Origin of the sequence: Planococcus sp. 1R117A (assembly GCF_051417975.1) — a bacterium.
Taxonomy (GTDB): Bacteria; Bacillota; Bacilli; order Bacillales_A; family Planococcaceae; genus Planococcus; species Planococcus shenhongbingii.
In genome coordinates this window covers 1-23,804 of record NZ_JBPRLO010000009.1, presented here as the reverse complement: position 1 = coordinate 23,804, position 23,804 = coordinate 1, and the positions used below count along the sequence as shown (strand labels likewise).

The 23,804-nt window shown below is 43.1% G+C and carries 39 protein-coding genes; all 39 read left to right on the top strand.

Going from position 1 to position 23,804, the window contains the following annotated elements:
• The first annotated feature begins 18 nt into the window (after positions 1-18).
• A complete protein-coding gene (gene leuD, locus ACSFXN_RS18650; RefSeq protein ID WP_437151746.1) occupies positions 19-609 on the top strand; it encodes a 3-isopropylmalate dehydratase small subunit in 591 nt (196 codons plus the stop codon).
• Positions 610-812: 203 nt separating this feature from the next.
• Positions 813-2,138 (top strand): Na+/H+ antiporter family protein, encoded by a 1,326-nt coding sequence (locus tag ACSFXN_RS18645; protein ID WP_437151745.1) that lies wholly within the window; start codon positions 813-815, stop codon positions 2,136-2,138.
• 254 nt (positions 2,139-2,392) lie between these two features.
• The gene (gene rpsJ / locus ACSFXN_RS18640) at positions 2,393-2,701 is read left to right on the top strand and encodes a 30S ribosomal protein S10 (protein WP_036803896.1); all 309 of its coding nucleotides are present in this window, start codon (positions 2,393-2,395) and stop codon (positions 2,699-2,701) included.
• A 48-nt stretch (positions 2,702-2,749) separates the two neighbouring features.
• Positions 2,750-3,379, top strand: coding sequence for a 50S ribosomal protein L3 (gene rplC, locus ACSFXN_RS18635; protein ID WP_036803897.1), 630 nt, complete (start codon positions 2,750-2,752; stop codon positions 3,377-3,379).
• A gap of 28 nt (positions 3,380-3,407) precedes the next feature.
• Positions 3,408-4,031 (top strand): 50S ribosomal protein L4, encoded by a 624-nt coding sequence (gene rplD / locus ACSFXN_RS18630; RefSeq protein ID WP_437151744.1) that lies wholly within the window; start codon positions 3,408-3,410, stop codon positions 4,029-4,031.
• Positions 4,031-4,315, top strand: a complete 285-nt coding sequence (gene rplW, locus ACSFXN_RS18625; RefSeq protein WP_300990959.1) for a 50S ribosomal protein L23 — start codon at positions 4,031-4,033, stop codon at positions 4,313-4,315. The genes rplD and rplW overlap by 1 nt, the downstream gene beginning before the upstream one ends.
• 46 nt (positions 4,316-4,361) lie before the next feature.
• On the top strand, positions 4,362-5,192 hold the full coding sequence (rplB, locus tag ACSFXN_RS18620; RefSeq protein WP_300990960.1) for a 50S ribosomal protein L2: 831 nt from the start codon (positions 4,362-4,364) through the stop codon (positions 5,190-5,192).
• Positions 5,193-5,252: 60 nt separating this feature from the next.
• Positions 5,253-5,531, top strand: a complete 279-nt coding sequence (rpsS, locus tag ACSFXN_RS18615) for a 30S ribosomal protein S19 (RefSeq protein WP_071152059.1) — start codon at positions 5,253-5,255, stop codon at positions 5,529-5,531.
• Positions 5,532-5,550: 19 nt separating this feature from the next.
• Positions 5,551-5,892 (top strand): 50S ribosomal protein L22, encoded by a 342-nt coding sequence (gene rplV, locus ACSFXN_RS18610; protein ID WP_300990961.1) that lies wholly within the window; start codon positions 5,551-5,553, stop codon positions 5,890-5,892.
• 3 nt (positions 5,893-5,895) lie between these two features.
• On the top strand, positions 5,896-6,552 hold the full coding sequence (rpsC, locus tag ACSFXN_RS18605) for a 30S ribosomal protein S3 (RefSeq protein ID WP_071152057.1): 657 nt from the start codon (positions 5,896-5,898) through the stop codon (positions 6,550-6,552).
• Position 6,553: 1 nt separating this feature from the next.
• Entirely contained in the window at positions 6,554-6,988 is a 435-nt protein-coding gene (gene rplP, locus ACSFXN_RS18600; RefSeq protein ID WP_052654124.1) for a 50S ribosomal protein L16, read from the top strand.
• Positions 6,978-7,178, top strand: a complete 201-nt coding sequence (rpmC, locus tag ACSFXN_RS18595) for a 50S ribosomal protein L29 (RefSeq protein WP_036803912.1) — start codon at positions 6,978-6,980, stop codon at positions 7,176-7,178. The genes rplP and rpmC overlap by 11 nt, the downstream gene beginning before the upstream one ends.
• Positions 7,179-7,202: 24 nt before the next feature.
• On the top strand, positions 7,203-7,466 hold the full coding sequence (rpsQ, locus tag ACSFXN_RS18590) for a 30S ribosomal protein S17 (protein WP_036803914.1): 264 nt from the start codon (positions 7,203-7,205) through the stop codon (positions 7,464-7,466).
• Positions 7,467-7,513: 47 nt separating this feature from the next.
• Positions 7,514-7,882, top strand: coding sequence for a 50S ribosomal protein L14 (gene rplN, locus ACSFXN_RS18585; protein ID WP_006828938.1), 369 nt, complete (start codon positions 7,514-7,516; stop codon positions 7,880-7,882).
• A 35-nt stretch (positions 7,883-7,917) separates the two neighbouring features.
• Positions 7,918-8,229: a 50S ribosomal protein L24 gene (rplX, locus tag ACSFXN_RS18580; RefSeq protein WP_300990962.1), complete on the top strand. Its 312-nt coding sequence runs from the start codon at positions 7,918-7,920 to the stop codon at positions 8,227-8,229.
• Between the two features lie 27 nt (positions 8,230-8,256).
• Positions 8,257-8,796, top strand: a complete 540-nt coding sequence (gene rplE, locus ACSFXN_RS18575; RefSeq protein WP_300990963.1) for a 50S ribosomal protein L5 — start codon at positions 8,257-8,259, stop codon at positions 8,794-8,796.
• A 19-nt stretch (positions 8,797-8,815) separates the two neighbouring features.
• Complete coding sequence (gene rpsN / locus ACSFXN_RS18570; protein ID WP_006828941.1) at positions 8,816-9,001, top strand: 30S ribosomal protein S14; 186 nt, start codon at positions 8,816-8,818, stop codon at positions 8,999-9,001.
• A 29-nt stretch (positions 9,002-9,030) separates the two neighbouring features.
• Complete coding sequence (rpsH, locus tag ACSFXN_RS18565; RefSeq protein ID WP_300990964.1) at positions 9,031-9,429, top strand: 30S ribosomal protein S8; 399 nt, start codon at positions 9,031-9,033, stop codon at positions 9,427-9,429.
• A 30-nt stretch (positions 9,430-9,459) separates the two neighbouring features.
• Positions 9,460-9,999 (top strand): 50S ribosomal protein L6, encoded by a 540-nt coding sequence (rplF, locus tag ACSFXN_RS18560; RefSeq protein WP_437151743.1) that lies wholly within the window; start codon positions 9,460-9,462, stop codon positions 9,997-9,999.
• Between the two features lie 33 nt (positions 10,000-10,032).
• Positions 10,033-10,392, top strand: a complete 360-nt coding sequence (gene rplR / locus ACSFXN_RS18555; RefSeq protein WP_300990966.1) for a 50S ribosomal protein L18 — start codon at positions 10,033-10,035, stop codon at positions 10,390-10,392.
• A 20-nt stretch (positions 10,393-10,412) separates the two neighbouring features.
• Complete coding sequence (gene rpsE / locus ACSFXN_RS18550) at positions 10,413-10,913, top strand: 30S ribosomal protein S5 (RefSeq protein WP_300990967.1); 501 nt, start codon at positions 10,413-10,415, stop codon at positions 10,911-10,913.
• Between the two features lie 14 nt (positions 10,914-10,927).
• Positions 10,928-11,110, top strand: coding sequence for a 50S ribosomal protein L30 (gene rpmD / locus ACSFXN_RS18545; protein WP_437151741.1), 183 nt, complete (start codon positions 10,928-10,930; stop codon positions 11,108-11,110).
• 33 nt (positions 11,111-11,143) lie between these two features.
• Positions 11,144-11,584, top strand: a complete 441-nt coding sequence (gene rplO / locus ACSFXN_RS18540; protein WP_300990969.1) for a 50S ribosomal protein L15 — start codon at positions 11,144-11,146, stop codon at positions 11,582-11,584.
• Positions 11,584-12,879, top strand: a complete 1,296-nt coding sequence (secY, locus tag ACSFXN_RS18535) for a preprotein translocase subunit SecY (protein ID WP_300990970.1) — start codon at positions 11,584-11,586, stop codon at positions 12,877-12,879. The genes rplO and secY overlap by 1 nt, the downstream gene beginning before the upstream one ends.
• 59 nt (positions 12,880-12,938) lie before the next feature.
• Positions 12,939-13,592: an adenylate kinase gene (locus tag ACSFXN_RS18530; protein WP_437151739.1), complete on the top strand. Its 654-nt coding sequence runs from the start codon at positions 12,939-12,941 to the stop codon at positions 13,590-13,592.
• A gap of 404 nt (positions 13,593-13,996) precedes the next feature.
• Positions 13,997-14,215 (top strand): translation initiation factor IF-1, encoded by a 219-nt coding sequence (infA, locus tag ACSFXN_RS18525; protein ID WP_006828950.1) that lies wholly within the window; start codon positions 13,997-13,999, stop codon positions 14,213-14,215.
• Between the two features lie 37 nt (positions 14,216-14,252).
• Positions 14,253-14,366, top strand: a complete 114-nt coding sequence (rpmJ, locus tag ACSFXN_RS18520; RefSeq protein WP_006828951.1) for a 50S ribosomal protein L36 — start codon at positions 14,253-14,255, stop codon at positions 14,364-14,366.
• Positions 14,367-14,389: 23 nt separating this feature from the next.
• Positions 14,390-14,755, top strand: a complete 366-nt coding sequence (gene rpsM, locus ACSFXN_RS18515) for a 30S ribosomal protein S13 (protein WP_204893730.1) — start codon at positions 14,390-14,392, stop codon at positions 14,753-14,755.
• A 25-nt stretch (positions 14,756-14,780) separates the two neighbouring features.
• Entirely contained in the window at positions 14,781-15,170 is a 390-nt protein-coding gene (gene rpsK / locus ACSFXN_RS18510; RefSeq protein ID WP_006828953.1) for a 30S ribosomal protein S11, read from the top strand.
• Positions 15,171-15,301: 131 nt separating this feature from the next.
• Complete coding sequence (locus ACSFXN_RS18505) at positions 15,302-16,246, top strand: DNA-directed RNA polymerase subunit alpha (RefSeq protein WP_437151736.1); 945 nt, start codon at positions 15,302-15,304, stop codon at positions 16,244-16,246.
• A 47-nt stretch (positions 16,247-16,293) separates the two neighbouring features.
• Positions 16,294-16,668, top strand: a complete 375-nt coding sequence (gene rplQ / locus ACSFXN_RS18500; protein ID WP_036803955.1) for a 50S ribosomal protein L17 — start codon at positions 16,294-16,296, stop codon at positions 16,666-16,668.
• Between the two features lie 273 nt (positions 16,669-16,941).
• A complete protein-coding gene (locus ACSFXN_RS18495) occupies positions 16,942-17,790 on the top strand; it encodes an energy-coupling factor ABC transporter ATP-binding protein (RefSeq protein ID WP_437151734.1) in 849 nt (282 codons plus the stop codon).
• Positions 17,766-18,638, top strand: coding sequence for an energy-coupling factor ABC transporter ATP-binding protein (locus tag ACSFXN_RS18490; RefSeq protein WP_300990974.1), 873 nt, complete (start codon positions 17,766-17,768; stop codon positions 18,636-18,638). The genes ACSFXN_RS18495 and ACSFXN_RS18490 overlap by 25 nt, the downstream gene beginning before the upstream one ends.
• On the top strand, positions 18,635-19,432 hold the full coding sequence (locus ACSFXN_RS18485) for an energy-coupling factor transporter transmembrane component T family protein (RefSeq protein WP_437151732.1): 798 nt from the start codon (positions 18,635-18,637) through the stop codon (positions 19,430-19,432). The genes ACSFXN_RS18490 and ACSFXN_RS18485 overlap by 4 nt, the downstream gene beginning before the upstream one ends.
• An 11-nt stretch (positions 19,433-19,443) precedes the next feature.
• A complete protein-coding gene (truA, locus tag ACSFXN_RS18480; RefSeq protein WP_437151730.1) occupies positions 19,444-20,187 on the top strand; it encodes a tRNA pseudouridine(38-40) synthase TruA in 744 nt (247 codons plus the stop codon).
• A gap of 213 nt (positions 20,188-20,400) precedes the next feature.
• Positions 20,401-20,838, top strand: coding sequence for a 50S ribosomal protein L13 (gene rplM / locus ACSFXN_RS18475; protein ID WP_301857724.1), 438 nt, complete (start codon positions 20,401-20,403; stop codon positions 20,836-20,838).
• A 29-nt stretch (positions 20,839-20,867) separates the two neighbouring features.
• On the top strand, positions 20,868-21,260 hold the full coding sequence (rpsI, locus tag ACSFXN_RS18470; RefSeq protein ID WP_300990979.1) for a 30S ribosomal protein S9: 393 nt from the start codon (positions 20,868-20,870) through the stop codon (positions 21,258-21,260).
• Between the two features lie 166 nt (positions 21,261-21,426).
• Positions 21,427-22,488 (top strand): Mrp/NBP35 family ATP-binding protein, encoded by a 1,062-nt coding sequence (locus ACSFXN_RS18465; protein ID WP_300990980.1) that lies wholly within the window; start codon positions 21,427-21,429, stop codon positions 22,486-22,488.
• A gap of 164 nt (positions 22,489-22,652) precedes the next feature.
• Entirely contained in the window at positions 22,653-23,336 is a 684-nt protein-coding gene (locus ACSFXN_RS18460) for a KinB-signaling pathway activation protein (RefSeq protein ID WP_437151727.1), read from the top strand.
• The last annotated feature ends 468 nt before the right edge of the window (positions 23,337-23,804 follow it).

Sequence of the window (23,804 nt, the reverse complement as noted above, 5' to 3'; positions counted from 1 at the left end):
GACAAGGAGGCAAAGTACATGAAGCCAATCAACAAAATCACAAGCATTATGACGCCGCTTGACCGAAAAAATGTGGATACAGACCAAATTATTTCTAAAGAGTTTTTAAAGCGCATCGAACGTACAGGGTTCGGGAAATATTTGTTTTATCATTGGCGCTTCCATCAGGATGGCACACCGAGAGAAGACTTTGTCCTCAACGAACCGCGTTACAAGGGCTCCGAAATTTTGGTCGCACAAGAGAATTTTGGCTGCGGCTCTTCACGCGAACATGCTCCGTGGGCAATTCAAGATTATGGATTTAATGTTGTTATAGCACCAAGCTATGCAGATATCTTCTATAATAACTGTGTGAAAAACGGCATTCTGCCTATTCGCTTAACGGATCAGGAAGTCGATGAATTGATTCAAAAAGGGCAAAAAGAAAGCTTTCAGCTGGAAGTCAATTTGGAAGAGCAGACGGTAACCGCGCAAGACGGAAGCCATTATGAATTCACAATTGATCCGTATTGGAAAGAAATGCTGCTCAAAGGCTGGGATGAGATTGCTTTGACGTTTCAATACGATGACTACATCGCAGCGTATGAACAAAAACAGCAACAAACTTAATACCGATTCATATGTAGTGGAAATCCTTCGCATTCAGCGAGGGATTTTTTATTGCAGTAAAATTCATGTCTTTCTGGTTCATCTATTTTCTGAGTTTTTCTACTTTCAGCAATACCGGCTTTTGCGGTTGACATCCTTTTTGGGTTTTGTTAATTTTAAGTGTGTACTTTAACGCTTTAGCAAACTAAAGGAGATTTTATAATATGAATGCAGTAATTATTGCTGTCTTAGTGATGTTGGTTTTAAGCTTGATGCGCGTCAATGTGGTTTTCGCCTTATTGATCGGCGCGCTTGCTGGAGGAGTAAGCGGCGGCTTATCATTTATAGATACCGTTTCAGCGTATACAGATGGATTGGGGGCAGGGGCGACCATTGCGCTCAGTTATGCCATGCTTGGAGGATTTGCAGTAGCAATATCGCGCACGGGCATTCCTGAATTGCTGGTGTCAAAAGTTTTGAAGTTGGTCAATAAAGAAGGGGAAGCGACAAGAGAGAATTTAGCGAAGGCTTTAATCATTTTTGCTTTGCTTGTCATGGCGATTTTTTCGCAAAACTTAATCCCGATTCACATTGCATTTATCCCGTTGTTAGTGCCGCCGATTTTGCACATTTTAAATGAGCTGCGGATTGATCGCCGCTTGATTGCTTCTGTGTTAACATTCGGTTTAACAGCGCCTTATATTTTATTGCCGTATGGCTTTGGGTTAATCTTCCATGAAATTGTGGCAACGCAGATGGAACTTGCGGGATTGCCAATTGATATGGCGGATATTCCGAAAGCAATGGCGATTCCGGTTGCGGGCATGGTCATCGGATTAGTGGTTGCTGTTTTCATCGCTTATCGGAAACCGAGAGACTACCATTCAAAAATTAATACTACTATAGAAGAAACTCCAAAAAAGATGGCTTCGAAAAAAGATGTCATCGTGACGATTATCGCTTTGTTTGCTGCCTTGTACGGCCAGATCCAAACGGATTCGATGATTATCGGAGCACTTTCAGGTATTCTGGTGCTGTATGTCTTCGGCGCAATGAAGTGGCGTGAAGCGGACGATATCCTGAGCGCCGGAATGCGTATGATGGCATTCATTGGTTTTGTTATGATTTCAGCTAACGGCTTTGCTTCTGTTATTCAAGCTACAGGAGCAGTCGAGCCTCTCGTTGTCAGTGTCGCTGATGCATTTAATGGCAATAAAGGCATTGCAGCTTTCTTCATGTTAGTGGTGGGACTGTTAGTGACTATAGGAATCGGGTCTTCGTTTGCGACCATTCCAATTATTGCAGCAATCTTTGTTCCATTAAGTATGGAATTCGGATTCTCGACAATTGCCATTATTGCTTTGATCGGTACAGCAGGTGCACTAGGGGACGCTGGCTCACCTGCTTCGGACTCGACACTGGGTCCGACTGCAGGTTTAAATATCGACGGACAACACAATCACATTTGGGATACGTGTGTGCCAACGTTCCTTCATTACAATATTCCACTTGTTGTTTTTGGCTGGCTGGCTGTAATGTTTTTGGCTTAAGAAAAAAATGTTCGGACTATTCCCGTATGAGTTGAATATCTAAAATATCCTGTTATACTAATAAAAGCGAATCAGAAAGAATTTCGTGGAAAGCCTTGCGGAATTCTTTTTTATTATGTATAATGGTGAATGTTGGTCTTTGACTGCGATGAAGCGAGAGGTTACCGATACACCCGGCCGCTTTGCCATGGCGAGTGATTGGAAAATTTTCGTGGAGAATGTCTATCCAAAATAGGCGAAAAGGAGGGAAAGTAATGGCAAAACAAAAAATTCGTATCCGTTTAAAAGCATATGATCACAGAGTTTTAGATCAGTCTGCTGAGAAAATTGTAGAAACTGCAAAACGTTCAGGTGCAAGCGTATCGGGTCCGATCCCGTTGCCAACTGAAAAGTCAGTCTACACAATCTTGCGTTCTGTGCATATCTATAAAGATTCACGTGAGCAATTCGAAATGCGCACACACAAACGCTTGATCGATATCGTTAACCCGACTCCACAAACAGTTGACGCGTTAATGAAATTAGATTTACCATCTGGCGTCGACATTGAAATTAAACTTTAATCGGCAAACGAAATAAAAAACACAAATAATCACAGGAGGTGTGACAACATGACCAAAGGAATCTTAGGTAGAAAAATCGGTATGACGCAAGTTTTTGCTGAGAACGGTGATTTAATCCCTGTAACTGTAGTTGAAGCTGCTCCAAACGTAGTACTTCAAAAGAAAACAGTTGAGGTTGACGGCTACGAAGCGATCCAGTTAGGTTTTGAAGACAAGCGCGAAAAGCTTTCTAACAAACCAGCTAAAGGACACGTAGCAAAAGCGAACACTGCTCCTAAGCGCTTCATTCGCGAACTTCGCAATGTAAACTTAGCTGATTACGAGATTGGTCAGGAAGTCAAAGTAGATGTATTCGCAGAAGGCGATGTAGTAGATGTTACAGGAACAACAAAAGGTAAAGGTTTCCAAGGTGTTATCAAACGCCACGGACAATCACGCGGGCCAATGGCTCACGGTTCACGTTACCACCGTCGTCCTGGTTCAATGGGTCCGGTTGCTCCTAACCGCGTATTCAAACAGAAGAAATTGCCTGGTCAAATGGGTGGAACAACAATTACGATTCAAAACCTTCAAATCGTTAAGGTTGATACTGAACGTAACTTGCTTCTAATCAAAGGTAATGTTCCTGGTTCACGTAAAGCATTGCTTCGCGTAAAATCAGCGATCAAATCGAAATAATATTTTTTAGAGGAAGGAGGAAACACGAATGCCTAAAGTAGCTTTATTAAATCAAACTGGTTCACAAGTGGGCGACATCGAATTGAATGACTATGTATTCGGTATCGAGCCAAATGAAGCGGTGTTATTCGACGCAGTTGTGATGCAGCGCGCTTCACTTCGCCAAGGTAACCATAAAGTAAAAAATCGTTCTGAAGTAGCTGGTGGTGGTAAAAAACCATGGCGCCAAAAAGGAACTGGACGTGCCCGTCAAGGTTCGATCCGTTCACCACAATGGCGTGGAGGCGGAATCGTATTCGGCCCGACACCGCGTAGCTATAGCTATAAATTGCCTAAGAAAGTCCGTCGCTTAGCACTTCGCTCTGCACTTTCATCAACTGTAGTTGGAGGAAGCTTGATGGTACTTGAAGGTTTGACATTTGATGCACCAAAAACAAAAGCATTTACTCAATTGATCCAAGACCTTTCAATTGGTAAAAAAGCTTTGTTCGTAACTGCTGACCCGGATGAAAACGTAGCATTATCTGCTCGTAACATTCAAGGTATGACAGTGGTAGCAGCAACTGGTATTAACGTTTTAGATTTGCTTGGACATGACAAAGTTGTTATGACAAAAGCGGCAATAGAGAAAATTGAGGAGGTGCTTAGTTAATGGAAGCACGTGATATTCTAAAGCGTCCGGTCATTACTGAGCGTTCTTCTGAAGTAATGGCAGATAAGAAGTACACTTTTGAAGTGGACACTCGCGCTAATAAAACACAAGTAAAACATGCAGTTCAAGACATCTTCGGAGTTCAAGTTGAGAAAGTCAACATCATGAACTACAAAGGGAAATTCAAACGCATGGGCAAACATGCAGGCTACACTAACAAACGCCGTAAAGCGATTGTTAAATTGACTGCTGACTCAAAAGACATCGAATTGTTCGAAATTTAATTTTCTAAAGTTCTGATAGAACTAATCAAAGAAGGAGGGAAACAACGTGGGGATTAAAAAATATAAACCTACCACTAACGGTCGTCGTAACATGACTAGTTCGGATTTCGCTGAAATCACTACGAACAAGCCAGAGAAATCGCTTCTACAACCAACGAAGCGTAAAGGCGGCCGTAACAACCAAGGTAAAATAACTGTACGCCATCACGGTGGTGGACATAAACGCCAATACCGTGTCATCGATTTCAAACGTAACAAAGATGGCATTCCAGGACGCGTTGCTACGATCGAATACGATCCAAACCGCTCTGCAAACATCGCATTGATTCATTACGCTGATGGAGAAAAACGTTACATCTTGGCTCCAAAAGGCGTTGAAGTTGGAACTCAAATCATGTCAGGAATCGAAGCTGATATCAAAGCGGGTAACGCTTTGCCACTTTCAAACATCCCTATGGGTTCTACAATCCATAACATTGAATTGAAGCCAGGCGGCGGCGGACAATTAGTACGCTCTGCAGGAACTTCAGCTCAGGTGCTTGGTAAAGAAGGCAAATACGTAACTGTGCGTTTGCAATCAGGTGAAGTTCGCATGATTCTTGCTACTTGCCGTGCAACTATCGGTGCTGTAGGGAACGAACAACACGAATTGATTAACATTGGTAAAGCAGGCCGTAACCGCTGGTTAGGCAAACGCTCAACAGTCCGCGGATCTGTAATGAACCCTAACGATCACCCACACGGTGGTGGTGAAGGACGTTCGCCAATCGGACGTAAATCACCAATGTCTCCATGGGGCAAACCAACTCTTGGATACAAAACACGCAAGAAAACGAACAAGTCAGACAAGTTCATCGTGCGTCGTCGTAAAAAATAATTTGATTCCGCTACGGTTCAGCATAAGAACCGTGGTGCGATCACGAAGGGAGGATCCCAAATGGGCCGCAGCTTGAAAAAAGGACCTTTTGCTGACGATCATCTTATGAAAAAAGTTGAAGCGCAAAAGGATTCTGAGAAAAAACAAGTGATTAAAACTTGGTCTCGCCGTTCTACAATTTTCCCGACATTCATCGGACAAACAATTGCAGTATACGATGGCCGTAAGCACATCCCTGTATACGTAACTGAAGATATGGTAGGCCATAAACTAGGTGAATTTGCTCCAACGCGCAAATACGCTAGTCATGGTGCAGACGATAAGAAAACAAGACGTTAATTGAGAGGAGGATTTCCCCATGCAAGCAAAAGCTGTTGCTAGAACAGTACGTATTGCTCCTCGTAAAGTCCGTTTAGTAGTAGATTTAATCCGAGGCAAGCAAATTGGCGAAGCCGTTGCGATTTTAAAACACACTCCAAAAGCATCATCGATTGTTATTGAGAAGTTATTAAAATCTGCAGCTGCTAACGCTGAACACAACTACGAAATGAACCTGGACAACTTGATCGTTAGCGAAGTATTCGTTGATGAAGGTCCAACATTAAAACGTTTCCGTCCACGTGCAATGGGACGCGCAAGCGCAATCAACAAACGTACAAGCCACATCACATTAGTGGTATCTGAGAAGAAGGAGGGATAATTCGTGGGACAAAAAATACATCCAATAGGAATGCGTATCGGAATCATTCGTGACTGGGAGTCCAAATGGTACGCTGAAAAAGACTATGCGACACTTCTTCACGAAGATATTAAAATCCGTGAATACATCGAAGCACGTTTGAAAGAAGCATCAGTTTCGAAAATTGAAATTGAACGCGCTGCAAACCGTGTAAACGTAACAATTCACACTGCGAAACCAGGTATGGTAATTGGTAAAGGTGGTTCTGAAGTAGAAGTACTTCGCAAACAGCTTAACACTATGACTGGCAAGCGTGTACACATCAACATCATCGAAATCAAAAGAGCTGACCTTGATGCGAGACTAGTTGCTGAAAGCGTAGCACGTCAATTGGAAAACCGCGTGTCTTTCCGTCGTGCACAAAAACAAGCAATCCAGCGCACTATGCGTTCTGGCGCTAAAGGAATCAAAACTCAAGTATCTGGACGTCTAGGCGGCGCTGACATTGCGCGTGCTGAACACTACAGTGAAGGCACTGTTCCGCTCCATACGCTACGCGCTGACATCGATTATGCGCATGCTGAAGCAGACACTACTTATGGTAAGCTTGGCGTAAAAGTATGGATCTACCGCGGTGAAGTCCTTCCAACTAAGAAGAAATCTGAGGAAGGAGGCAAATAATATGTTAATGCCTAAACGCGTTAAATATCGTCGTGAGCACCGCGGAAAAATGCGCGGAGAAGCTAAAGGCGGCAAAGAAATCGCATTCGGTGAATTTGGTCTCCAAGCTTTAGAATCATCTTGGATCACAAACCGCCAAATCGAAGCAGCACGTATTTCCATGACTCGTTACATGAAACGTGGCGGTAAAGTATGGATTAAAATTTTCCCGCATAAACCATATACGAAAAAGCCTCTTGAGGTTCGTATGGGATCCGGTAAAGGTTCGCCTGAAGGCTGGGTAGCGGTTGTTAAAACAGGTAAAATTATGTTTGAACTTGCAGGAGTATCTGAAGAAGTGGCACGCGAAGCATTGCGCCTTGCATCTCACAAACTTCCGATCAAAACGAAGTTCGTAAAACGTGAAGAAATTGGTGGTGAATCGAATGAAAGCTAATGAAATCCGTGACTTAACCACTGCTGAAATCGAACAAAAAGTGAAATCACTGAAAGAAGAGCTTTTCAACCTTCGCTTCCAATTGGCTACTGGTCAATTAGAAAACACTGCTCGCATCCGCGAAGTGCGTAAAGCGATCGCGCGTATGAAAACTGTGATTCATGAAAGAGAAATCAGTGGCAATAACTGATAATTCGAGAGGAGGTTTGCAAGTATGACTGAGCGTAACCAACGCAAAGTATACACAGGCCGTGTTGTGTCTGACAAAATGGACAAAACCGTTACAGTAATGGTTGAAACTCAAAAGAAGCATGCACTTTATGGCAAACGTGTAAAATACTCTAAGAAATTTAAAGCTCATGATGAGCTAAACGAAGCGAAAATGGGCGACATCGTTCGTATCATGGAAACTCGTCCGCTATCAGCTACAAAACGTTTCCGCGTATTGGAAATTGTAGAAAAAGCGGTTATTATCTAATTTAAATAAGTTCGGAACCTAAGAAATTCCGGAGGGAGGTAACCTAAGTGATCCAACAGGAAAGTCGTTTAAAAGTTGCAGACAACTCGGGTGCTCGTGAAGTACTAACGATTAAAGTACTTGGTGGTTCTGGTCGTAAGACTGCAAACATCGGTGACGTAATCGTTTGTACCGTGAAGAAAGCAACACCAGGTGGCGTTGTTAAGAAGGGTGAAGTCGTTAAGGCTGTCATCGTTCGCACGAAAAGCGGAGCTCGCCGCAAAGACGGTACTTACATCAAATTTGATGAAAATGCATGTGTTATCATTCGTGACGACAAAGGTCCACGCGGAACACGTATTTTCGGACCTGTTGCACGCGAACTACGCGACAACAGCTTCATGAAGATCGTTTCACTTGCTCCTGAAGTTCTTTAATAAATCAATGTGCCATACCAAGGAGGTGCGACAGAATGCATGTTAAAAAAGGCGATACAGTTAAGGTGATCTCAGGTAAAGACAAAGGCAAAACAGGTGTTGTTTTAGCTGCTCTACCTAAGAAAGACCGCGTGCTTATTGAAGGTGTCAACATCATCAAGAAGCATACAAAACCGAACCAGGCAAACCCACAAGGTGGAATTGTCAGCCAAGAAGCAGCAATTCACGTTTCTAACGTTATGTTACTTGACCCTAAATCCGGCGAGCCGACTCGTGTAGGATATAAGGTTGAAGATGGTAAAAAAGTTCGTGTTGCAAAAAAATCCGGTGAAAAATTAGATAAATAAAATTCCTGAATGAAGGGAGGTACACACATGAACCGCCTAAAAGAAAAATATGTGAATGAAATCACTCCTGCTCTAGTGAGCAAGTTTGAATATAAATCAGTAATGCAAACTCCTAAAGTTGATAAAATTGTTGTCAATATGGGTGTGGGTGAAGCTGTTCAAAACACTAAGTCTCTTGACTCGGCTGTTGAAGAATTACAAACGATTACTGGTCAAAAACCAGTTATTACTAAAGCTAAGAAATCTATCGCTGGTTTCCGTCTTCGTGAAGGAATGCCAATCGGATGTAAAGTTACACTACGCGGAGAGCGTATGTACGACTTCCTGGATAAATTAATTGCTATCTCACTTCCACGTGTACGTGACTTCCGTGGCGTTTCGAAAAAATCTTTCGACGGACGCGGTAACTACACACTTGGCGTGAAAGAACAATTGATCTTCCCTGAAATCGATTATGATAAAGTTTCTAAAGTACGCGGTATGGACATCGTAATTGTAACAACTGCGAACTCTGATGAAGAAGCTCGTGAGTTATTAACACAATTCGGAATGCCGTTCCAAAAGTAAACGTGAGGGAGGCGTAAACGTGGCTAAAAAATCTATGATCGCAAAACAAAAACGCACGCCAAAGTTTAAAGTACAAGAGTACACACGCTGTGAAAGATGCGGACGTCCGCATTCTGTATTACGCAAATTTAAACTTTGCCGTATTTGTTTCCGTGAACTTGCATATGTGGGACAAATTCCTGGCGTCAAAAAAGCCAGCTGGTAATCCCCTAATTTGGGAAGGAGGTAAAAGTAATGACAATGACAGATCCGATTGCAGATATGCTGACACGCATTCGTAATGCGAATATGGTACGTCACGAGAAATTAGAGCTTCCGGCTTCTAACGTGAAAAAAGACATCGCTGAAATTCTTAAGCGTGAAGGTTTCGTCCGTGACGTTGAATATGTTGAAGACGACAAACAAGGCATGATCCGGATTTTCTTAAAATACGGAGCTAACAACGAACGCGTTATTACTGGATTGAAACGTATTTCAAAACCAGGATTGCGTGTATACGCTAAAACTAATGAGGTGCCACGTGTACTAAACGGTCTAGGAATCGCTTTAGTATCGACATCCCAAGGATTAATTACTGATAAAGAAGCCCGCGCGAAACAAATCGGCGGAGAAATCATAGCATACGTTTGGTAATAGACAACAAACGAATGGAGGTGCAACAGAATGTCACGTGTAGGTAAAAAACCAATCGAGGTTCCTGCAAACGTTACGATCACGGTTGGAGACAACAACGTCGTAACTGTTAAAGGTCCTAAAGGCGAGTTGACTCGCACATTTAACAAAGATATCGCAATTACACAAGAAGAAAACGTGCTAACTCTAACACGTCCTTCAGATTCAAAAGAACACCGCACAATTCACGGTACAACTCGTGCTTTGCTAGCGAACATGGTTCATGGAGTTTCTGAAGGATTCGAGCGTGTGCTTGAATTAGTTGGTGTTGGTTACCGTGCGCAATTACAAGGACAAAAATTGGTTCTTAACGTTGGTTACTCACATCCGGTAGAATTTACTCCGGAAGAAGGAGTTTCGGTTGAAGTTCCAGCTAACACTCGCGTTATCGTTAGAGGTATTGACAAAGAACGGGTTGGAGCACTTGCTTCAAACATCCGCCAAGTACGTCCGCCAGAGCCATATAAAGGCAAAGGGATTCGTTACGAAGGGGAAAAAGTTCGCCGCAAAGAAGGTAAAACAGGTAAATAATGCTGCTTAGGCAGTCTGAAAGGAGTGACCTCAGTGATTACGAAACTCGATAAAAACGCATCTCGTAAAAAGCGTCATGCTCGTGTACGTTCTAAAATCACGGGTACAGCATCACGCCCGCGTTTAAACGTATTCCGTTCAAATAAATACATTTATGCACAATTGATCGATGACGTAAATGGTGTAACACTAACTAGCGCATCATCAATGGAAAAAGACTTCGAAGGTTCAAAAGGAAATCTTGAAGCTGCAGCAAAAGTTGGCGAAACTATCGCAAAACGCGCTGTTGAACAAGGATTTACATCGATTGTTTTTGACCGCGGTGGTTATTTATATCATGGACGTGTTAAAGCTCTTGCAGAAGCTGCACGTGAAAATGGTTTACAATTTTAAAAGAAGGAGGGACACATTTCATGCGTCGTATTGATCCAAACAAACTTGAACTTGAAGAACGCGTAGTTACGATTAACCGCGTAGCGAAAGTTGTAAAAGGTGGACGTCGTTTCCGTTTCTCCGCATTAGTTGTTGTAGGCGACAAAAATGGTAATGTCGGCTTTGGTACTGGTAAAGCACAAGAAGTTCCAGATGCAATCCGTAAAGCTATTGAAGATGCGAAGAAAAACCTAATTGAAGTACCTATGGTTAAAGGTACAACTCCACATCTAGTAATCGGCCGCTTTGGTGCTGGCCAGATTCTTATCAAACCTGCTTCACCGGGTACCGGAGTAATTGCAGGCGGACCTGTCCGTGCGGTACTTGAACTTGCTGGAGTACAAGACATCTTGTCTAAATCCTTAGGTTCAAGCACACCAATCAACATGGTGCGTGCAACTATCAACGGTTTAACTCAACTGAAAAGTGCTGAACAAGTTGCAAAACTACGCGGCAAAACTACAGAAGAGCTATTAGGATAAGGAGGGAAAATTACATGGCTACTAAACTAGAAATTACCCTCACAAAATCTGTGATCGGCGCAAAACCGACACAACGTAAAGTTGTTCAATCACTTGGACTACGCAAAATGAATCAAACAGTTGAGCAGCAAGACAATGCAGCCGTTCGCGGTATGCTTGATAAAGTCGCTCATTTAGTAACTATTAAAGAAGTTTAATCCCTGATTTCTATAGAAGGAGGTGCCAACCAAATGAAACTTCATGAATTAAAACCAGCAGAAGGTTCACGCAGTTCTAGAAAGCGTATCGGACGCGGTATCGGTTCAGGTACTGGTAAAACAGCAGGTAAAGGTCATAAAGGTCAAAACGCACGTTCAGGCGGCGGAGTTCGCCCTGGATTCGAGGGTGGTCAAAACCCATTGTTCCGTCGTTTGCCTAAACGCGGATTTACGAACATAAACCGCAAAGACTACGCTATTGTGAACCTTGATGTATTGAACCGTTTCGACGAAGGCACAGAAATTACACCTGCATTGCTTATTGAATCAGGTGTTGTGAGCAACGAACGTTCTGGAATCAAGATTCTAGGCAATGGTAGCTTAGAGAAGAAACTGACTGTTAGAGCTCACAAATTCTCTGGATCAGCTAAAGAAGCGATCGAAGCTGCCGGTGGACAAACCGAGGTGCTTTAATGTTTCAGACAATCTCCAATTTTATGCGCGTGACTGATATTCGAAATAAAATTTTCTTTACATTACTGATGCTCGTCATTTTTCGTCTCGGAACTTTCATTCCGGTGCCGAATGTCGATGCGGATGTACTGCAAGCTACCGATCAAGCTGGCTTGATTGGATTCTTAAATACTTTCGGTGGTGGCGCCCTTGCTAACTTTTCGATTTTAGCAATGGGAATTATGCCATACATTACAGCGTCAATCATTGTGCAATTATTGCAGATGGACGTTGTACCGAAATTTGCAGAGTGGGCGAAACAAGGCGAAGTCGGAAGACGGAAACTTGCTCAATTCACTCGCTACTTCACAATTGTACTTGCTTTTATACAAGCGATCGGAATGTCTTACGGTTTCAACCAAATTTATGGTGGAACATTAATACAAAACGATACGATTGCAACTTATGCAGTCATCGCGATTGTTTTAACGGGCGGTACAGCTTTTCTACTGTGGCTTGGTGAGCAGATTACGGCAAAAGGTGTGGGGAACGGTATTTCGATTATCATCTTCGCTGGGATTGTCGCTGCAATACCTGGAGCTATCAACCAATTATATGCACAGCAGATTGAAGGAGCTGGAGATCAACTTCCAATCAATCTTGCCATCATGGCATTGCTCGCATTAGCAGTTGTTGCTGTTACGGTTTTGGTTATCTACGTTCAGCAAGCGCTGCGCAAAATTCCAATTCAGTATGCAAAACGTGTTGCTGGCCGTGGCCAAACAACAAGTGCACAACAAACGCATTTACCTTTGAAAGTGAACTCGGCTGGGGTCATTCCGGTAATCTTCGCAGTGGCGTTTATCATTACACCACAAACCATTGCTTCTTTCTTTGGAGCCAACGCGTTTACGGATGCAGTACAGAATACGTTTGATTACACTCGTCCTGTCGGCATGATTATTTATGTCGCTTTGATTGTTGCATTCACGTACTTCTATGCATTCATTCAGGTAAATCCTGAAAACATGTCGGATAACTTGAAAAAGCAAGGTGCTTATATTCCAGGAATCCGTCCGGGAAAAAATACACAAGATTATTTAACAAGTGTGCTATATCGTTTGACATTCGTCGGGGCGATTTTCCTTGCAGTCATTTCAGTTATGCCAATTTTCTTCATCAACCTTGCGGGCTTGCCCCAATCGGCTCAAATCGGCGGTACTAGTTTATTGATCATCGTAGGGGTAGCGCTCGAAACAATGAAACAACTGGAATCACAACTTGTTAAACGTCATTATAAAGGCTTTATGAAATAATCAAGGGTCTTGGGAACAGTAAAACGTTCCTTGCTACTTGTCTGAGGGGGCAAAACCGTATGAATACCGTATTAATGGGTCTACCAGGTGCCGGAAAAGGCACTCAAGCAGACAGAATTGTTGAGAAGTACGACATCCCTCATATTTCTACAGGTGATATGTTCCGTGCTGCTATCAAAGGTGGTACGAAACTAGGCTTGGAAGCAAAATCGTTCATGGATCAAGGGGCATTAGTGCCCGATGAAGTGACTATCGGTATCGTCCGTGAGCGTCTTAGCGCAGTGGATTGTAACGAAGGCTTTCTGTTAGATGGCTTTCCGCGTACAGTCCCACAAGCTGAAGCGCTAGAATCTCTTCTTGCCGATCTTGGCAAAAGAATCGAGCATGTCGTAAACATCCAAGTTGAACAAAATGAACTTGTTAAACGCTTAACAGGTCGTCGGATTTGCAAAGTGTGTGGAACTGCTTACCATCTAGTGTTTAACCCGCCTCAAGTTGAAGGTGTGTGCGACAAAGACGGCGGCGAACTATACCAGCGCGAAGATGATAATCCTGAAACCGTCACAAACCGTTTAGAAGTAAACATTAAACAAACACAGCCGCTTCTTGATTTCTATGAAAACAAAGGCGTGTTGAAAAATATAGATGGACAGCAGGACATTCAAAAAGTATTTGCTGACATTGATGCTCTTCTAAAGGGCGACCGAGGCTAATCCCCGGCGCCGGGCGCAGTTAGTTGCCTCCATGTGGCTTTAAGGAGCACCGGAGATATGAATTTTCGAGAGCTGCAAAAGCAAACAAGGCTTATTATATGAAGTCCGGTGCCGAGTGCATAAAGTGCATTTAAGCACTGGAAATAGTATAATGGGTTTCGTGGAAGCATCTGTGTAACGGGTTTGGAACTCATCCAAGGCAGTCCGGACGGTCGAGGAAACATGAGTCAGACTGGATAAACCGGATTACCCCCTCTCCGCATTTTGCGGGCAGTGGAACTCGGAGCCTGTCTTTCGAATGTCACTCATGCATTCCTGGTGAATGAATATAATACAACTATTCAATCAGCAAATACTGTTTGAAGATGAGAACCTGATTTGTATACAGAAGGGAGACTGGGTCGATGGCGAAAGACGATGTAATTGAAATTGAAGGAACAGTCGTTGAGACTTTGCCTAACGCGATGTTTAAAGTGGAATTGGAGAACGGCCATACGATTCTTGCACATGTATCAGGCAAGATTCGCATGCACTTCATCCGCATTCTGCCAGGAGATAAAGTAACAGTGGAACTTTCTCCTTATGATTTAACACGCGGTCGTATCACATACCGTTTTAAATAATCTTTTGCACTCCGGACTACTAAGGAGGTTGGGTTAGATGAAAGTGAGACCATCTGTAAAACCGATCTGTGAAAAATGTAAAGTTATTCGCAGAAACGGTAAAGTAATGGTAATCTGTGAAAATCCGAAACATAAACAAAGACAAGGCTAATATGAAGGAGGTGCATCATACACATGGCACGTATTGCTGGTGTTGACATTCCGCGCGACAAACGCGTTGTTATTTCATTAACTTACATTTTTGGTGTTGGTAAAACTACTGCTCAGAAAGTACTTGCTTCTGCTGGTATCTCTGAAGATACTCGCGTACGCGATCTTACTGAAGACGAGTTGAACAATATCCGTGAACAATTAGACCAATACAAAATCGAAGGTGACCTTCGCCGTGAAGTATCTATGAACATCAAACGCTTGATGGAAATTGCTAGCTTCCGGGGAATCCGCCACCGTCGTGGACTGCCTGTACGCGGTCAAAATACGAAGAACAATGCGCGTACGCGTAAAGGTCCTCGTAAAACAGTTGCGAACAAGAAAAAATAATCAGTAAAGGAGGTTTCTTCTTAACATGGCACGTAAACAACAAACTCGTAAGCGTCGTGTGAAAAAGAATATCGAATCTGGTATTGCTCACATCCGCTCAACATTTAACAACACAATTGTTACGATTACAGATATGCAAGGTAACGCAGTATCTTGGTCAAGTGCAGGTGCATTAGGATTTAGAGGTTCACGTAAATCTACACCTTTCGCTGCTCAAATGGCTGCTGAAACCGCTGCTAAAACTTCAATCGAACACGGTCTTAAAACTTTAGAAGTTACAGTTAAAGGTCCTGGTTCAGGTCGTGAGGCTGCAATCCGTGCGCTTCAAGCTGCCGGACTAGAAGTTACAGCTATCAAAGATGTAACTCCAGTACCTCATAACGGTTGCCGTCCACCGAAACGCCGCCGCGTGTAATCGTTAATCTGAATAGGATTTTTGAACATCACGACTTACTGAATGTGTTCCGAATTGTAGCGAAAGTCTGTGACTATCGAATTCTTGATGAAACGAAAAAAACACCGACGTTTTGAAGGAGGGTAAAATGAATGCTCGAAATAGAAAAACCGAAAATTGAAACGGTCGAGATCGACAGCAATTCCAAGTTTGGAAAATTTGTTGTTGAACCGCTTGAACGTGGATATGGAACCACTTTAGGGAACTCCTTACGTCGAATCTTACTTTCATCTTTACCAGGCGCTGCTGTTACTTCGATTCAAATTGACGGTGTATTACACGAATTCTCCACTGTTGAAGGTGTAGAAGAAGATGTGGCCTCTATCATTTTGAATATTAAGAAACTGGCTCTGAAGATTTACTCTGACGAAGAAAAAGTCATTGAAATTGATGTCAAAGGTGATGGAACGGTTACGGCTGCAGATATCACGCACGATAGTGACGTTGAAATTCTGAATCCGGATTTATATATTGCAACAATCGCTAAAGGCGGCCACCTCCGTATGCGCATGTATGCGAATAGAGGCCGTGGATATGCACGGGCTGATCAAAACAAACGTGATGATTTGCCAATTGGTGTTATCCCGATTGATTCTATTTATACTCCTGTTTCACGTGTTAACTTCCAAGTAGAAAATACACGAGTGGGTCAACTCGCTAATTTCGATAAATTATCTCTTGATGTTTGGACAGATGGCAGCATTGGTCCAAAAGAGGCAATTGCACTTGGTGCTAAAATCTTTACTGAGCATTTAAATATCTTCGTAGGATTGACAGATGAGGCACAAACGGCTGAAATCATGGTTGAGAAAGAAGAAGACCAAAAAGAAAAAGTTTTAGAGATGACTATCGAAGAACTTGATCTTTCGGTTCGATCTTACAACTGCTTAAAACGTGCGGGTATCAATACGGTACACGAACTGGCAAGCAAGTCGGAAGACGACATGATGAAAGTACGCAACCTCGGACGCAAATCACTTGAAGAGGTTAAAGTGAAGTTAGAAGATCTAGGGCTAGGGCTTCGCAAAGAAGACTGAACACTAGTAATCTGATCCGAACTATTTAACAAAGGAGGGAAACTTCAATGAGAAAGCTTCAACGTACAAGTTCTCAACGTAAAGCACTATTACGTGACCTTACAACAGACTTAATCGTACATGAGCGCATTCAAACGACTGAAGCTCGTGCGAAAGAAGTGCGTTCAACGGTAGAAAAAATGATTACGCTTGGCAAACGTGGAGATCTTCACGCACGCCGTAAAGCTGCAGCATATATTCGTCGTGAGCTAGTAACATCTACGGATGCAGAAGGTAACGAAAACACAATCTTTGCTTTGCAAAAATTGTTTGATGACGTTGCACCACGCTACGCAGAACGCCAAGGCGGTTATACTCGCATCATGAAAATGGGGCCTCGTCGCGGAGACGGCGCACCAATCGTAATTATTGAATTAGTTTAATCACTTGAAGAGGGTAAACACCCTCTTCTTTTAGCATCATGATTTATACGACAATATATGAAAAGCTGAGTGTTATGATGAGCGAGCCTTTACTGGCGGCGTCTTGTCTAGCTCTACGCACCTCATTCAACCCCGGCTTAAGCAATCGGGGGAGCCATAGACAGAAAAGCGCATTTCTCTGAATGAGGTGCGCGCTTTTTTTATTTATTTTACATATGCTTATAAAACCGAGTAGAGTAGAGAATAGAGTAGGATTAGAGGAGGTTAGCTGAGATGAATTCGATTATTATGTCATTTGAAGATGTGACATTTACATATATGCCAGAAGATGAAACGGTAAGACCCGCAGTAGAAGATCTGTCTTTTACAATTGTAGAAGGACAATGGATTGCTCTGGTTGGCCACAATGGCTCTGGAAAATCGACAATTGCCAAGTTAATGAACGGATTGTTGTTTCCTGGGAAAGGCAAAGTTGAAGCGATGGGCCAAACGATGTCGGAAGAAAGTCTATGGAGTATCCGTTCTCAGATGGGAATGGTATTCCAGAATCCTGACAACCAGTTTGTAGGGGCTACTGTCCAGGATGACGTAGCTTTTGCCTTAGAGAATAATGGAGTACCGCACGAGGAAATGGTGGTTCGCGTCAAAGAGTCTCTGCGCCAAGTAAAAATGGAAGATTATTTGGATCATGAGCCACACCACCTTTCCGGCGGACAAAAGCAGCGAGTAGCGATAGCAGGTGCCCTAGCTTTAAGGCCAAGGCTTCTAATTCTGGATGAAGCGACTTCGATGCTTGATCCGCAGGGACGCATGGAAGTTATAGAAACGATCCGTGAATTGCGGGAAGAAACAGGTCTAACGGTTATTTCGATTACCCATGATTTGGAAGAAGCTGCACTTGCAGACCGCATTATTGTGATGAATGCAGGGCATAAGCATAAAGAAGGTACGCCGGAAGAAGTATTTTTAACTGGCAACGAATTAACAAAGCTCGGCTTGGATTTGCCTTTTGCGATGCGCATGACGCATTTGCTGAGAGAAGCAGGAATTCAAGTTCATGGAGAACATATGACAGAAGACGAGCTAGTGGAGGATTTATGGACATTTTACTCCGAGAAGTAGGATACAGTTATGCAGTTAATACACCTTTTGAGAAAAGAGCCTTGCATGATGTCAGTTTGCATATTCCGTCAGGCTCCTATACAGCGATCATTGGCCATACGGGGTCTGGAAAATCAACCGTCTTGCAGCATTTGAATGCTTTGTTAAAACCGACTGAAGGGTCCGTTGTCATCGGGGAACAGCAGATTGAAGCGAAGACAAAAGCTAAAAATCTACGTGGAATCCGCCGGCAAGTAGGCATCGTTTTTCAGTTTCCAGAGCAGCAGTTGTTTGACGAAACCGTTTTGAAGGATATCATGTTTGGTCCATTGAATTACGGTGTTTCTGAAGAAGAAGCAAGCCGACGCGCTCATGAATTGGTCGAACAGCTTGGTTTGCCGCCGGAAGTATTGCAGAAATCGCCATTTGATTTATCAGGAGGGCAAATGCGCCGTGTCGCAATTGCGGGTGTACTGGCCATGGATCCTGAAGTTCTGGTACTTGATGAACCGACTGCAGGTCTGGATCCTAAAGGGCGCCGGGAGATTATGGACCTGTTTCATCAGCTTCATATACAAAAAGGTTTAACGACGGTGCTCGTTACTCATAGCATGGAAGACGCAGCCCGCTACGCAGACCAAGTGGCTATCATGCACAATGGGAAATGTGTAGCGACGGGAGAGCCTAGAGATATTTTTGCCAATGAAGAACAATTATTGGATTATCGCTTAGAGCCTCCTCGTACAGTTCGGCTTCAGCGGAAATTCGAAGAAAAGATGGGCATTAAACTGGACGGGATTTCCCTGACAGAAGAAGCGTTGGCAAAAAACTTGGCGCTGGCGCTTTCGGAAGGACGTGAATCCGAATGATGGAAAAAATGATTTTTGGCCGCTTTATACCAGGGGATTCGTTTATTCATCGACTGGACCCTCGAGCGAAAATCTTATTTGTTTTTATTTTTATTGCGATTGTCTTTGTCGCGAATAACACTTTAACTTATCTAGTTTTGCTGTCATTCACGTTTTTTATCGTGTTTTTATCAAAGATTCGCTTATACTTCCTTGTAAATGGGTTAAAGCCGGTCTTCATTCTATTGATATTTACATTCCTCCTGCACATTTTCTTTACAAAAGAAGGGGAAATCTTACTTGATTTTGGCTTTATTGAAATTTATGAAGAAGGTTTGCGGCAAGGGATTTTTATTTCCATCCGGTTTTTGGTACTGGTGTTCATTACCAGTATTTTAACGCTCACAACTTCACCGATATCAATTACAGATGGCATTGAGGTACTGCTTGGTCCATTTAAGCGGTTTAAGCTGCCGGTCCATGAGCTGGCGCTGATGATGTCCATTTCGCTGCGATTCATCCCAACGTTAATGGATGAAACGGGCAAGATTTTAAAAGCGCAAATGGCGAGAGGATCGGATATTGGCTCAGGTCCAGTAAAAGAACGCATTAAGGCAGTAGTGCCGCTATTGATCCCGTTGTTCGTCAGCGCCTTTAAGCGGGCCGAAGACTTGGCAACGGCGATGGAAGTAAGGGGATACCGCGGCGGTGCCGGCAGAACGCGATACCGCCAGCTAGATTGGCGGATGAAAGATACACTGAGCTTAATGCTGCTGGTCGGATTAACGGCAGTGCTCTGGTATTTCCGCACGTAAGGAGAGAATGTATGAAACGATATAAAGCGAAAATTGCTTATGATGGTTCTGGATTTGCAGGATATCAGATCCAACCTGATTCACGTACTGTTCAGCAGGAATTGTTGACGGTGTTAAAGAGAATCCATAAAGGCGAAGCCATTCAAGTGGTGGCGAGCGGCCGCACCGATGCGAAAGTGCATGCTACAGGACAGGTGATCCATTTTGACAGTCCGCTTGATATTCCGTTGAACGGTTGGCTGAAAGCGCTCAATGTGCTTCTGCCTGAAGATATCCGGGTACATGATATTGAAGAAACGGCCCCCGCATTTCATGCCAGGTATCATACCAGCGGAAAAACTTATCGCTATAAATGGGACCGCAGCAAAGTCATCAGCCCATTTACGCGGAACTATCTGGTGCATGTAAAGCAGCTGCCGGATGTTGCTCAAATGAGGATTGCTTCAAAAGCGATTCTTGGTACGCATGATTTTTCAAGTTTTTGTGCAGCGAATACCGGAGTAGTGGACAAAGTCCGGACCATCCGTCACTTGGAGTTTGAAGAACATGGCGAAGAACTGCATATGGTCATTGAAGGCTCCGGGTTTTTGTATAATATGGTCCGTATTATTGCCGGCACTTTGATGGAAGTGGGAATCGGCAGAAGAGACGCTTCAGAGCTGGCGGAAATCGTTGGAGCGGCGGACCGGAGCAGAGCTGGGAAAACGGCAGCTGCACATGGTTTATACCTGGAAAATGTGGAGTACGAAAGCTGAAGCAACTTTTCCAGGTGTTTTTGGAAAAACCCTTGACTTTAGACACCATTCGTTATATGATGATGTATGGTATTTTCATTACCCCCACGATATGCCCCGGAAGGTTATTAGTGTTAAGGGATAACGAAAAAACGGAACAACGGAACGAACATGCAACAAAGGAACAACGGAACATGATTATAAAAGAGATGATATTTTAGGAGGACAATATACATGCGTACAACATTCATGGCTAAAGGTCACGAAGTAGAGCGTAAATGGTTGGTTGTCGATGCAGAAGGGCAAACTCTTGGTCGTTTGGCTTCTGAAGTCGCTTCAATCCTACGCGGTAAATACAAACCAACATTCACACCAAACGTTGATACAGGTGACCACGTGATCATCATCAACGCTGAAAAGATTCACCTTACTGGTAACAAATTAGCTGACAAAATTTACTACCGCCATACTCAATACACAGGTGGTTTGAAACAACGTACAGCTCTTGAAATGCGTACAAAATACCCGACAAAAATGCTTGAATTGGCTATTAAAGGGATGCTTCCTAAAAACACTTTAGGTCGCCAACAGTTCAAAAAATTGCACGTTTATGCTGGACCAGATCATAACCACCAAGCACAACAACCAGAAGCTTACACACTTCGCGGATAATAATTAGTAAATAAGAGGAGGATACACCTTTGGCACAAGTTCAATATATTGGTACAGGTCGCCGTAAAAACTCTACAGCTCGCGTACGTTTAGTACCAGGAGACGGCACAATTACAATCAACAACCGTGACGTATCGGATTACGTTCCATACGAAACACTTGAACAAATCATCAAACAACCACTAGTAACTACTGAAACTCTAGGTAGCTATGACGTACTTGTAAACGTAAGAGGCGGAGGCTTCACAGGTCAAGCTGGAGCAGTACGCCACGGAATTGCACGCGCTCTACTTACTGTAGATCCTGCTTTCCGTGCTGCTTTGAAATCAGCTGGATTCTTAACTCGTGACCCACGTATGAAAGAACGTAAGAAACCAGGTCTTCGTTCAGCTCGTCGTGCACCTCAGTTCTCAAAACGTTAATTTTACAGAAACCCCTTTTCTCTCTGGAGAAAAGGGGTTTTGTTTGTTTATATGGCTTTGAAATGGAGCAAGCCCTTCCGCTTTTCTATAAAAGACAGAATAGATTTAAAATGAAAACGTCTATGTTATAATTTAGGGTGAGCAAAAGTGATAGGGAGTGTAGGATATGTTAACTGAAATTCAAGTTCGCGAAGTACTCGGAGAGTTACAAGATCCGTTTTTACATAGATCGCTGACGGAAACAAACGGCATAACGTCTGTGAAAATAAAAGAAGAAAAAAACCACGTGAGTGTTAAATTGGCGATTGCAAAAACCAATACACCTGAACAAATGCAATTGCAAATGAAAGTGGTTGATGTGCTGAAAGGAGCGGGAGCAGACTCTGTCGGCATCCGTTTTGAAGAACTGGCACCGGAGACGCTGGCTCAGTTCCGCGGAACAGCAAGCGAATCGGAAGCGCAGGACTTGCTTTCACCCTTGAATAAAGTGGAATTCATTTCGATCGCGAGCGGAAAAGGCGGCGTCGGAAAATCAACGGTTTCCGTTAACTTGGCGATTGCACTAGCGCGCCTTGGCAAGAAAGTCGGCTTGATTGATGCTGACATTTACGGTTTTAGTGTTCCGGATATGATGGGTATTGATAAAGTCCCTGTAGTCCGTGGAGAAACGATTATTCCGGTAGAGCGTTTTGGTGTGAAAGTTATTTCGATGGGCTTCTTCGTTGAAGACAATATGCCCGTAGTATGGCGTGGCCCAATGCTAGGGAAAGTTCTGGATCAATTCTTCCGTGATGTGGAATGGGGAGATCTTGACTACCTGTTATTGGACTTGCCGCCAGGAACAGGGGATGTGGCGCTAGACATTCACCAGATGCTTCCGGCATCCAAAGAAATCGTCGTTACCACTCCTCACCCGACAGCTGCTTTTGTAGCTGCGCGTGCTGGTGCTATGGCAATTCAAACAGATCACGAAGTACTTGGCGTCATCGAGAACATGTCTTGGTTTGAAAGCAAAGAAACAGGCAAGAGAGAATACCTATTTGGCCAAGGCGGAGGACCGAAACTTGCTGAAGAACTGCAAGTGCCTTTGCTTGGACAAATTCCTTTAGGACAACCGGATTGGAATGAAGCAGACTTTGCTCCGTCGGTATACTTGGAAGACCATCCAACAGGAAAAATTTACGGTGAAATTGCTGAACAGATTCTCGCTCAATTCGCTAAAAAATAAAATTAGAAGTCCGGAGTCGGAGTCGACTTCCGGGCTTTTCTTTGATATTTGACAAATTGTCACGACTTTCAAGCATTGTTCACATCAAACTTGTGCGGCCGATGGATTTTTTTATTGCGGGTTGATACAATCTTAAGAGGATTTCAAACAATGGAGGCATTAACGTGACAATACGAAATTGGGTTAAGTTTTTCTTTAAAGCACTTTTAATCGGTGGAGGAGTAACCGGTATCCTTGGCATATTCATCCGCTGGAACGATATATTTTCTAAACCGGTGGCAAATGGAGAGTGGGGAGAGGTAATTGCTGGGTTTGTCTGGATGGTCATTATTGGACTAACAATGAGCATTATCAGTCAACTGTGCTTTTTCGCCTATTTGACGGTGCATCAAATCGGGATGAATATTTTCCGCACGCTGCGGCTGTGGAACTGGGTTCAAGTTTTGATTATCGTGGTAGTGGTTTTGGATTTAATTGTCTTCCGATTTGCACCAAACGCAGAAACGGTTGGACAGGTTTGGCTGTATGGAGTGCTGTTGGCGATTTTGCTTATTACCGCATTTACAACAGCGTACTTCAAAGCGAAATGGACCAATAAAGAAACGTTTATCTCGGCTCTATTCTTCATGATTGTAATTACGACAGTTGAATGGCTTCCGGCATTAATGGTTGAGGAAGGAAATATTGATAGCTGGGTTACATTATTGCTGTTCCCATTTTTAGCAGTCAACGCTTATCAGTTATTAGTTTTGCCGAAATACAATGCACAGTCAGATGTTGATCGTCAGAGACTGGAAGAAAGACGAGCGGCACGTAAAGCTGGGATGCAAGCAAAAGTGAAAAAATAAAAGTATGCCTTAAACTTCTTCTATATTAGAGAAGTTTAAGGCTTTTTTATTGTTTGCTAAGTTGCAAGGGGAAGTGAATAAGAAAAGTAATAATAAAAATGCAATAAAGAATGAATTTTTAGAAAACGATAAAGCTCACAGATGATGGAATTATAGAAGAGAAACGTTGGGTGTGGATTTGTTGGAGAAGCGCATAAGGACGGGCTTTCACGGCAGGTAAGTGAAAGGAAAGAAAAAAGAAAATAGAACTTCAGAAAAAACTTTCTTAAATGTGTTGACAGGAATATAAACATGCTTTAATATAATAAAAGTCGCCAAGCAACAACGAACAACACAAACAAAGACGGCGACGCACAATGAACCTTGAAAACTGAACAGCAAAACGTCAACAAAAATTGTTGAAGCGCCTTGGCGCGACAACGAATTTTCTGCGAGGATCGTCGCAAAGCGATCCGAGCAAAACACTAC

Coding starts and splice junctions, on each gene's coding strand:
- rplW (WP_300990959.1), top strand. CDS start 4,031: ATGGAAGCACGTGATATTCTAAAGCGTCCGGTCATTACTGAGCGTTCT.
- secY (WP_300990970.1), top strand. CDS start 11,584: ATGTTTCAGACAATCTCCAATTTTATGCGCGTGACTGATATTCGAAAT.
- rpsS (WP_071152059.1), top strand. CDS start 5,253: ATGGGCCGCAGCTTGAAAAAAGGACCTTTTGCTGACGATCATCTTATG.
- ACSFXN_RS18490 (WP_300990974.1), top strand. CDS start 17,766: ATGGACATTTTACTCCGAGAAGTAGGATACAGTTATGCAGTTAATACA.
- truA (WP_437151730.1), top strand. CDS start 19,444: ATGAAACGATATAAAGCGAAAATTGCTTATGATGGTTCTGGATTTGCA.
- infA (WP_006828950.1), top strand. CDS start 13,997: ATGGCGAAAGACGATGTAATTGAAATTGAAGGAACAGTCGTTGAGACT.
- rpsQ (WP_036803914.1), top strand. CDS start 7,203: ATGACTGAGCGTAACCAACGCAAAGTATACACAGGCCGTGTTGTGTCT.
- ACSFXN_RS18485 (WP_437151732.1), top strand. CDS start 18,635: ATGATGGAAAAAATGATTTTTGGCCGCTTTATACCAGGGGATTCGTTT.
- rplQ (WP_036803955.1), top strand. CDS start 16,294: ATGAGAAAGCTTCAACGTACAAGTTCTCAACGTAAAGCACTATTACGT.
- rplM (WP_301857724.1), top strand. CDS start 20,401: ATGCGTACAACATTCATGGCTAAAGGTCACGAAGTAGAGCGTAAATGG.
- rpsE (WP_300990967.1), top strand. CDS start 10,413: ATGCGTCGTATTGATCCAAACAAACTTGAACTTGAAGAACGCGTAGTT.
- rpsK (WP_006828953.1), top strand. CDS start 14,781: ATGGCACGTAAACAACAAACTCGTAAGCGTCGTGTGAAAAAGAATATC.
- rplO (WP_300990969.1), top strand. CDS start 11,144: ATGAAACTTCATGAATTAAAACCAGCAGAAGGTTCACGCAGTTCTAGA.
- leuD (WP_437151746.1), top strand. CDS start 19: ATGAAGCCAATCAACAAAATCACAAGCATTATGACGCCGCTTGACCGA.
- rplC (WP_036803897.1), top strand. CDS start 2,750: ATGACCAAAGGAATCTTAGGTAGAAAAATCGGTATGACGCAAGTTTTT.
- rplV (WP_300990961.1), top strand. CDS start 5,551: ATGCAAGCAAAAGCTGTTGCTAGAACAGTACGTATTGCTCCTCGTAAA.
- ACSFXN_RS18645 (WP_437151745.1), top strand. CDS start 813: ATGAATGCAGTAATTATTGCTGTCTTAGTGATGTTGGTTTTAAGCTTG.
- rpmD (WP_437151741.1), top strand. CDS start 10,928: ATGGCTACTAAACTAGAAATTACCCTCACAAAATCTGTGATCGGCGCA.
- ACSFXN_RS18465 (WP_300990980.1), top strand. CDS start 21,427: ATGTTAACTGAAATTCAAGTTCGCGAAGTACTCGGAGAGTTACAAGAT.
- ACSFXN_RS18495 (WP_437151734.1), top strand. CDS start 16,942: ATGAATTCGATTATTATGTCATTTGAAGATGTGACATTTACATATATG.
- rpsJ (WP_036803896.1), top strand. CDS start 2,393: ATGGCAAAACAAAAAATTCGTATCCGTTTAAAAGCATATGATCACAGA.
- rplF (WP_437151743.1), top strand. CDS start 9,460: ATGTCACGTGTAGGTAAAAAACCAATCGAGGTTCCTGCAAACGTTACG.
- rpmJ (WP_006828951.1), top strand. CDS start 14,253: ATGAAAGTGAGACCATCTGTAAAACCGATCTGTGAAAAATGTAAAGTT.
- rplX (WP_300990962.1), top strand. CDS start 7,918: ATGCATGTTAAAAAAGGCGATACAGTTAAGGTGATCTCAGGTAAAGAC.
- rplD (WP_437151744.1), top strand. CDS start 3,408: ATGCCTAAAGTAGCTTTATTAAATCAAACTGGTTCACAAGTGGGCGAC.
- rplP (WP_052654124.1), top strand. CDS start 6,554: ATGTTAATGCCTAAACGCGTTAAATATCGTCGTGAGCACCGCGGAAAA.
- ACSFXN_RS18505 (WP_437151736.1), top strand. CDS start 15,302: ATGCTCGAAATAGAAAAACCGAAAATTGAAACGGTCGAGATCGACAGC.
- rpsH (WP_300990964.1), top strand. CDS start 9,031: ATGACAATGACAGATCCGATTGCAGATATGCTGACACGCATTCGTAAT.
- rplE (WP_300990963.1), top strand. CDS start 8,257: ATGAACCGCCTAAAAGAAAAATATGTGAATGAAATCACTCCTGCTCTA.
- rpsM (WP_204893730.1), top strand. CDS start 14,390: ATGGCACGTATTGCTGGTGTTGACATTCCGCGCGACAAACGCGTTGTT.
- rpmC (WP_036803912.1), top strand. CDS start 6,978: ATGAAAGCTAATGAAATCCGTGACTTAACCACTGCTGAAATCGAACAA.
- ACSFXN_RS18530 (WP_437151739.1), top strand. CDS start 12,939: ATGAATACCGTATTAATGGGTCTACCAGGTGCCGGAAAAGGCACTCAA.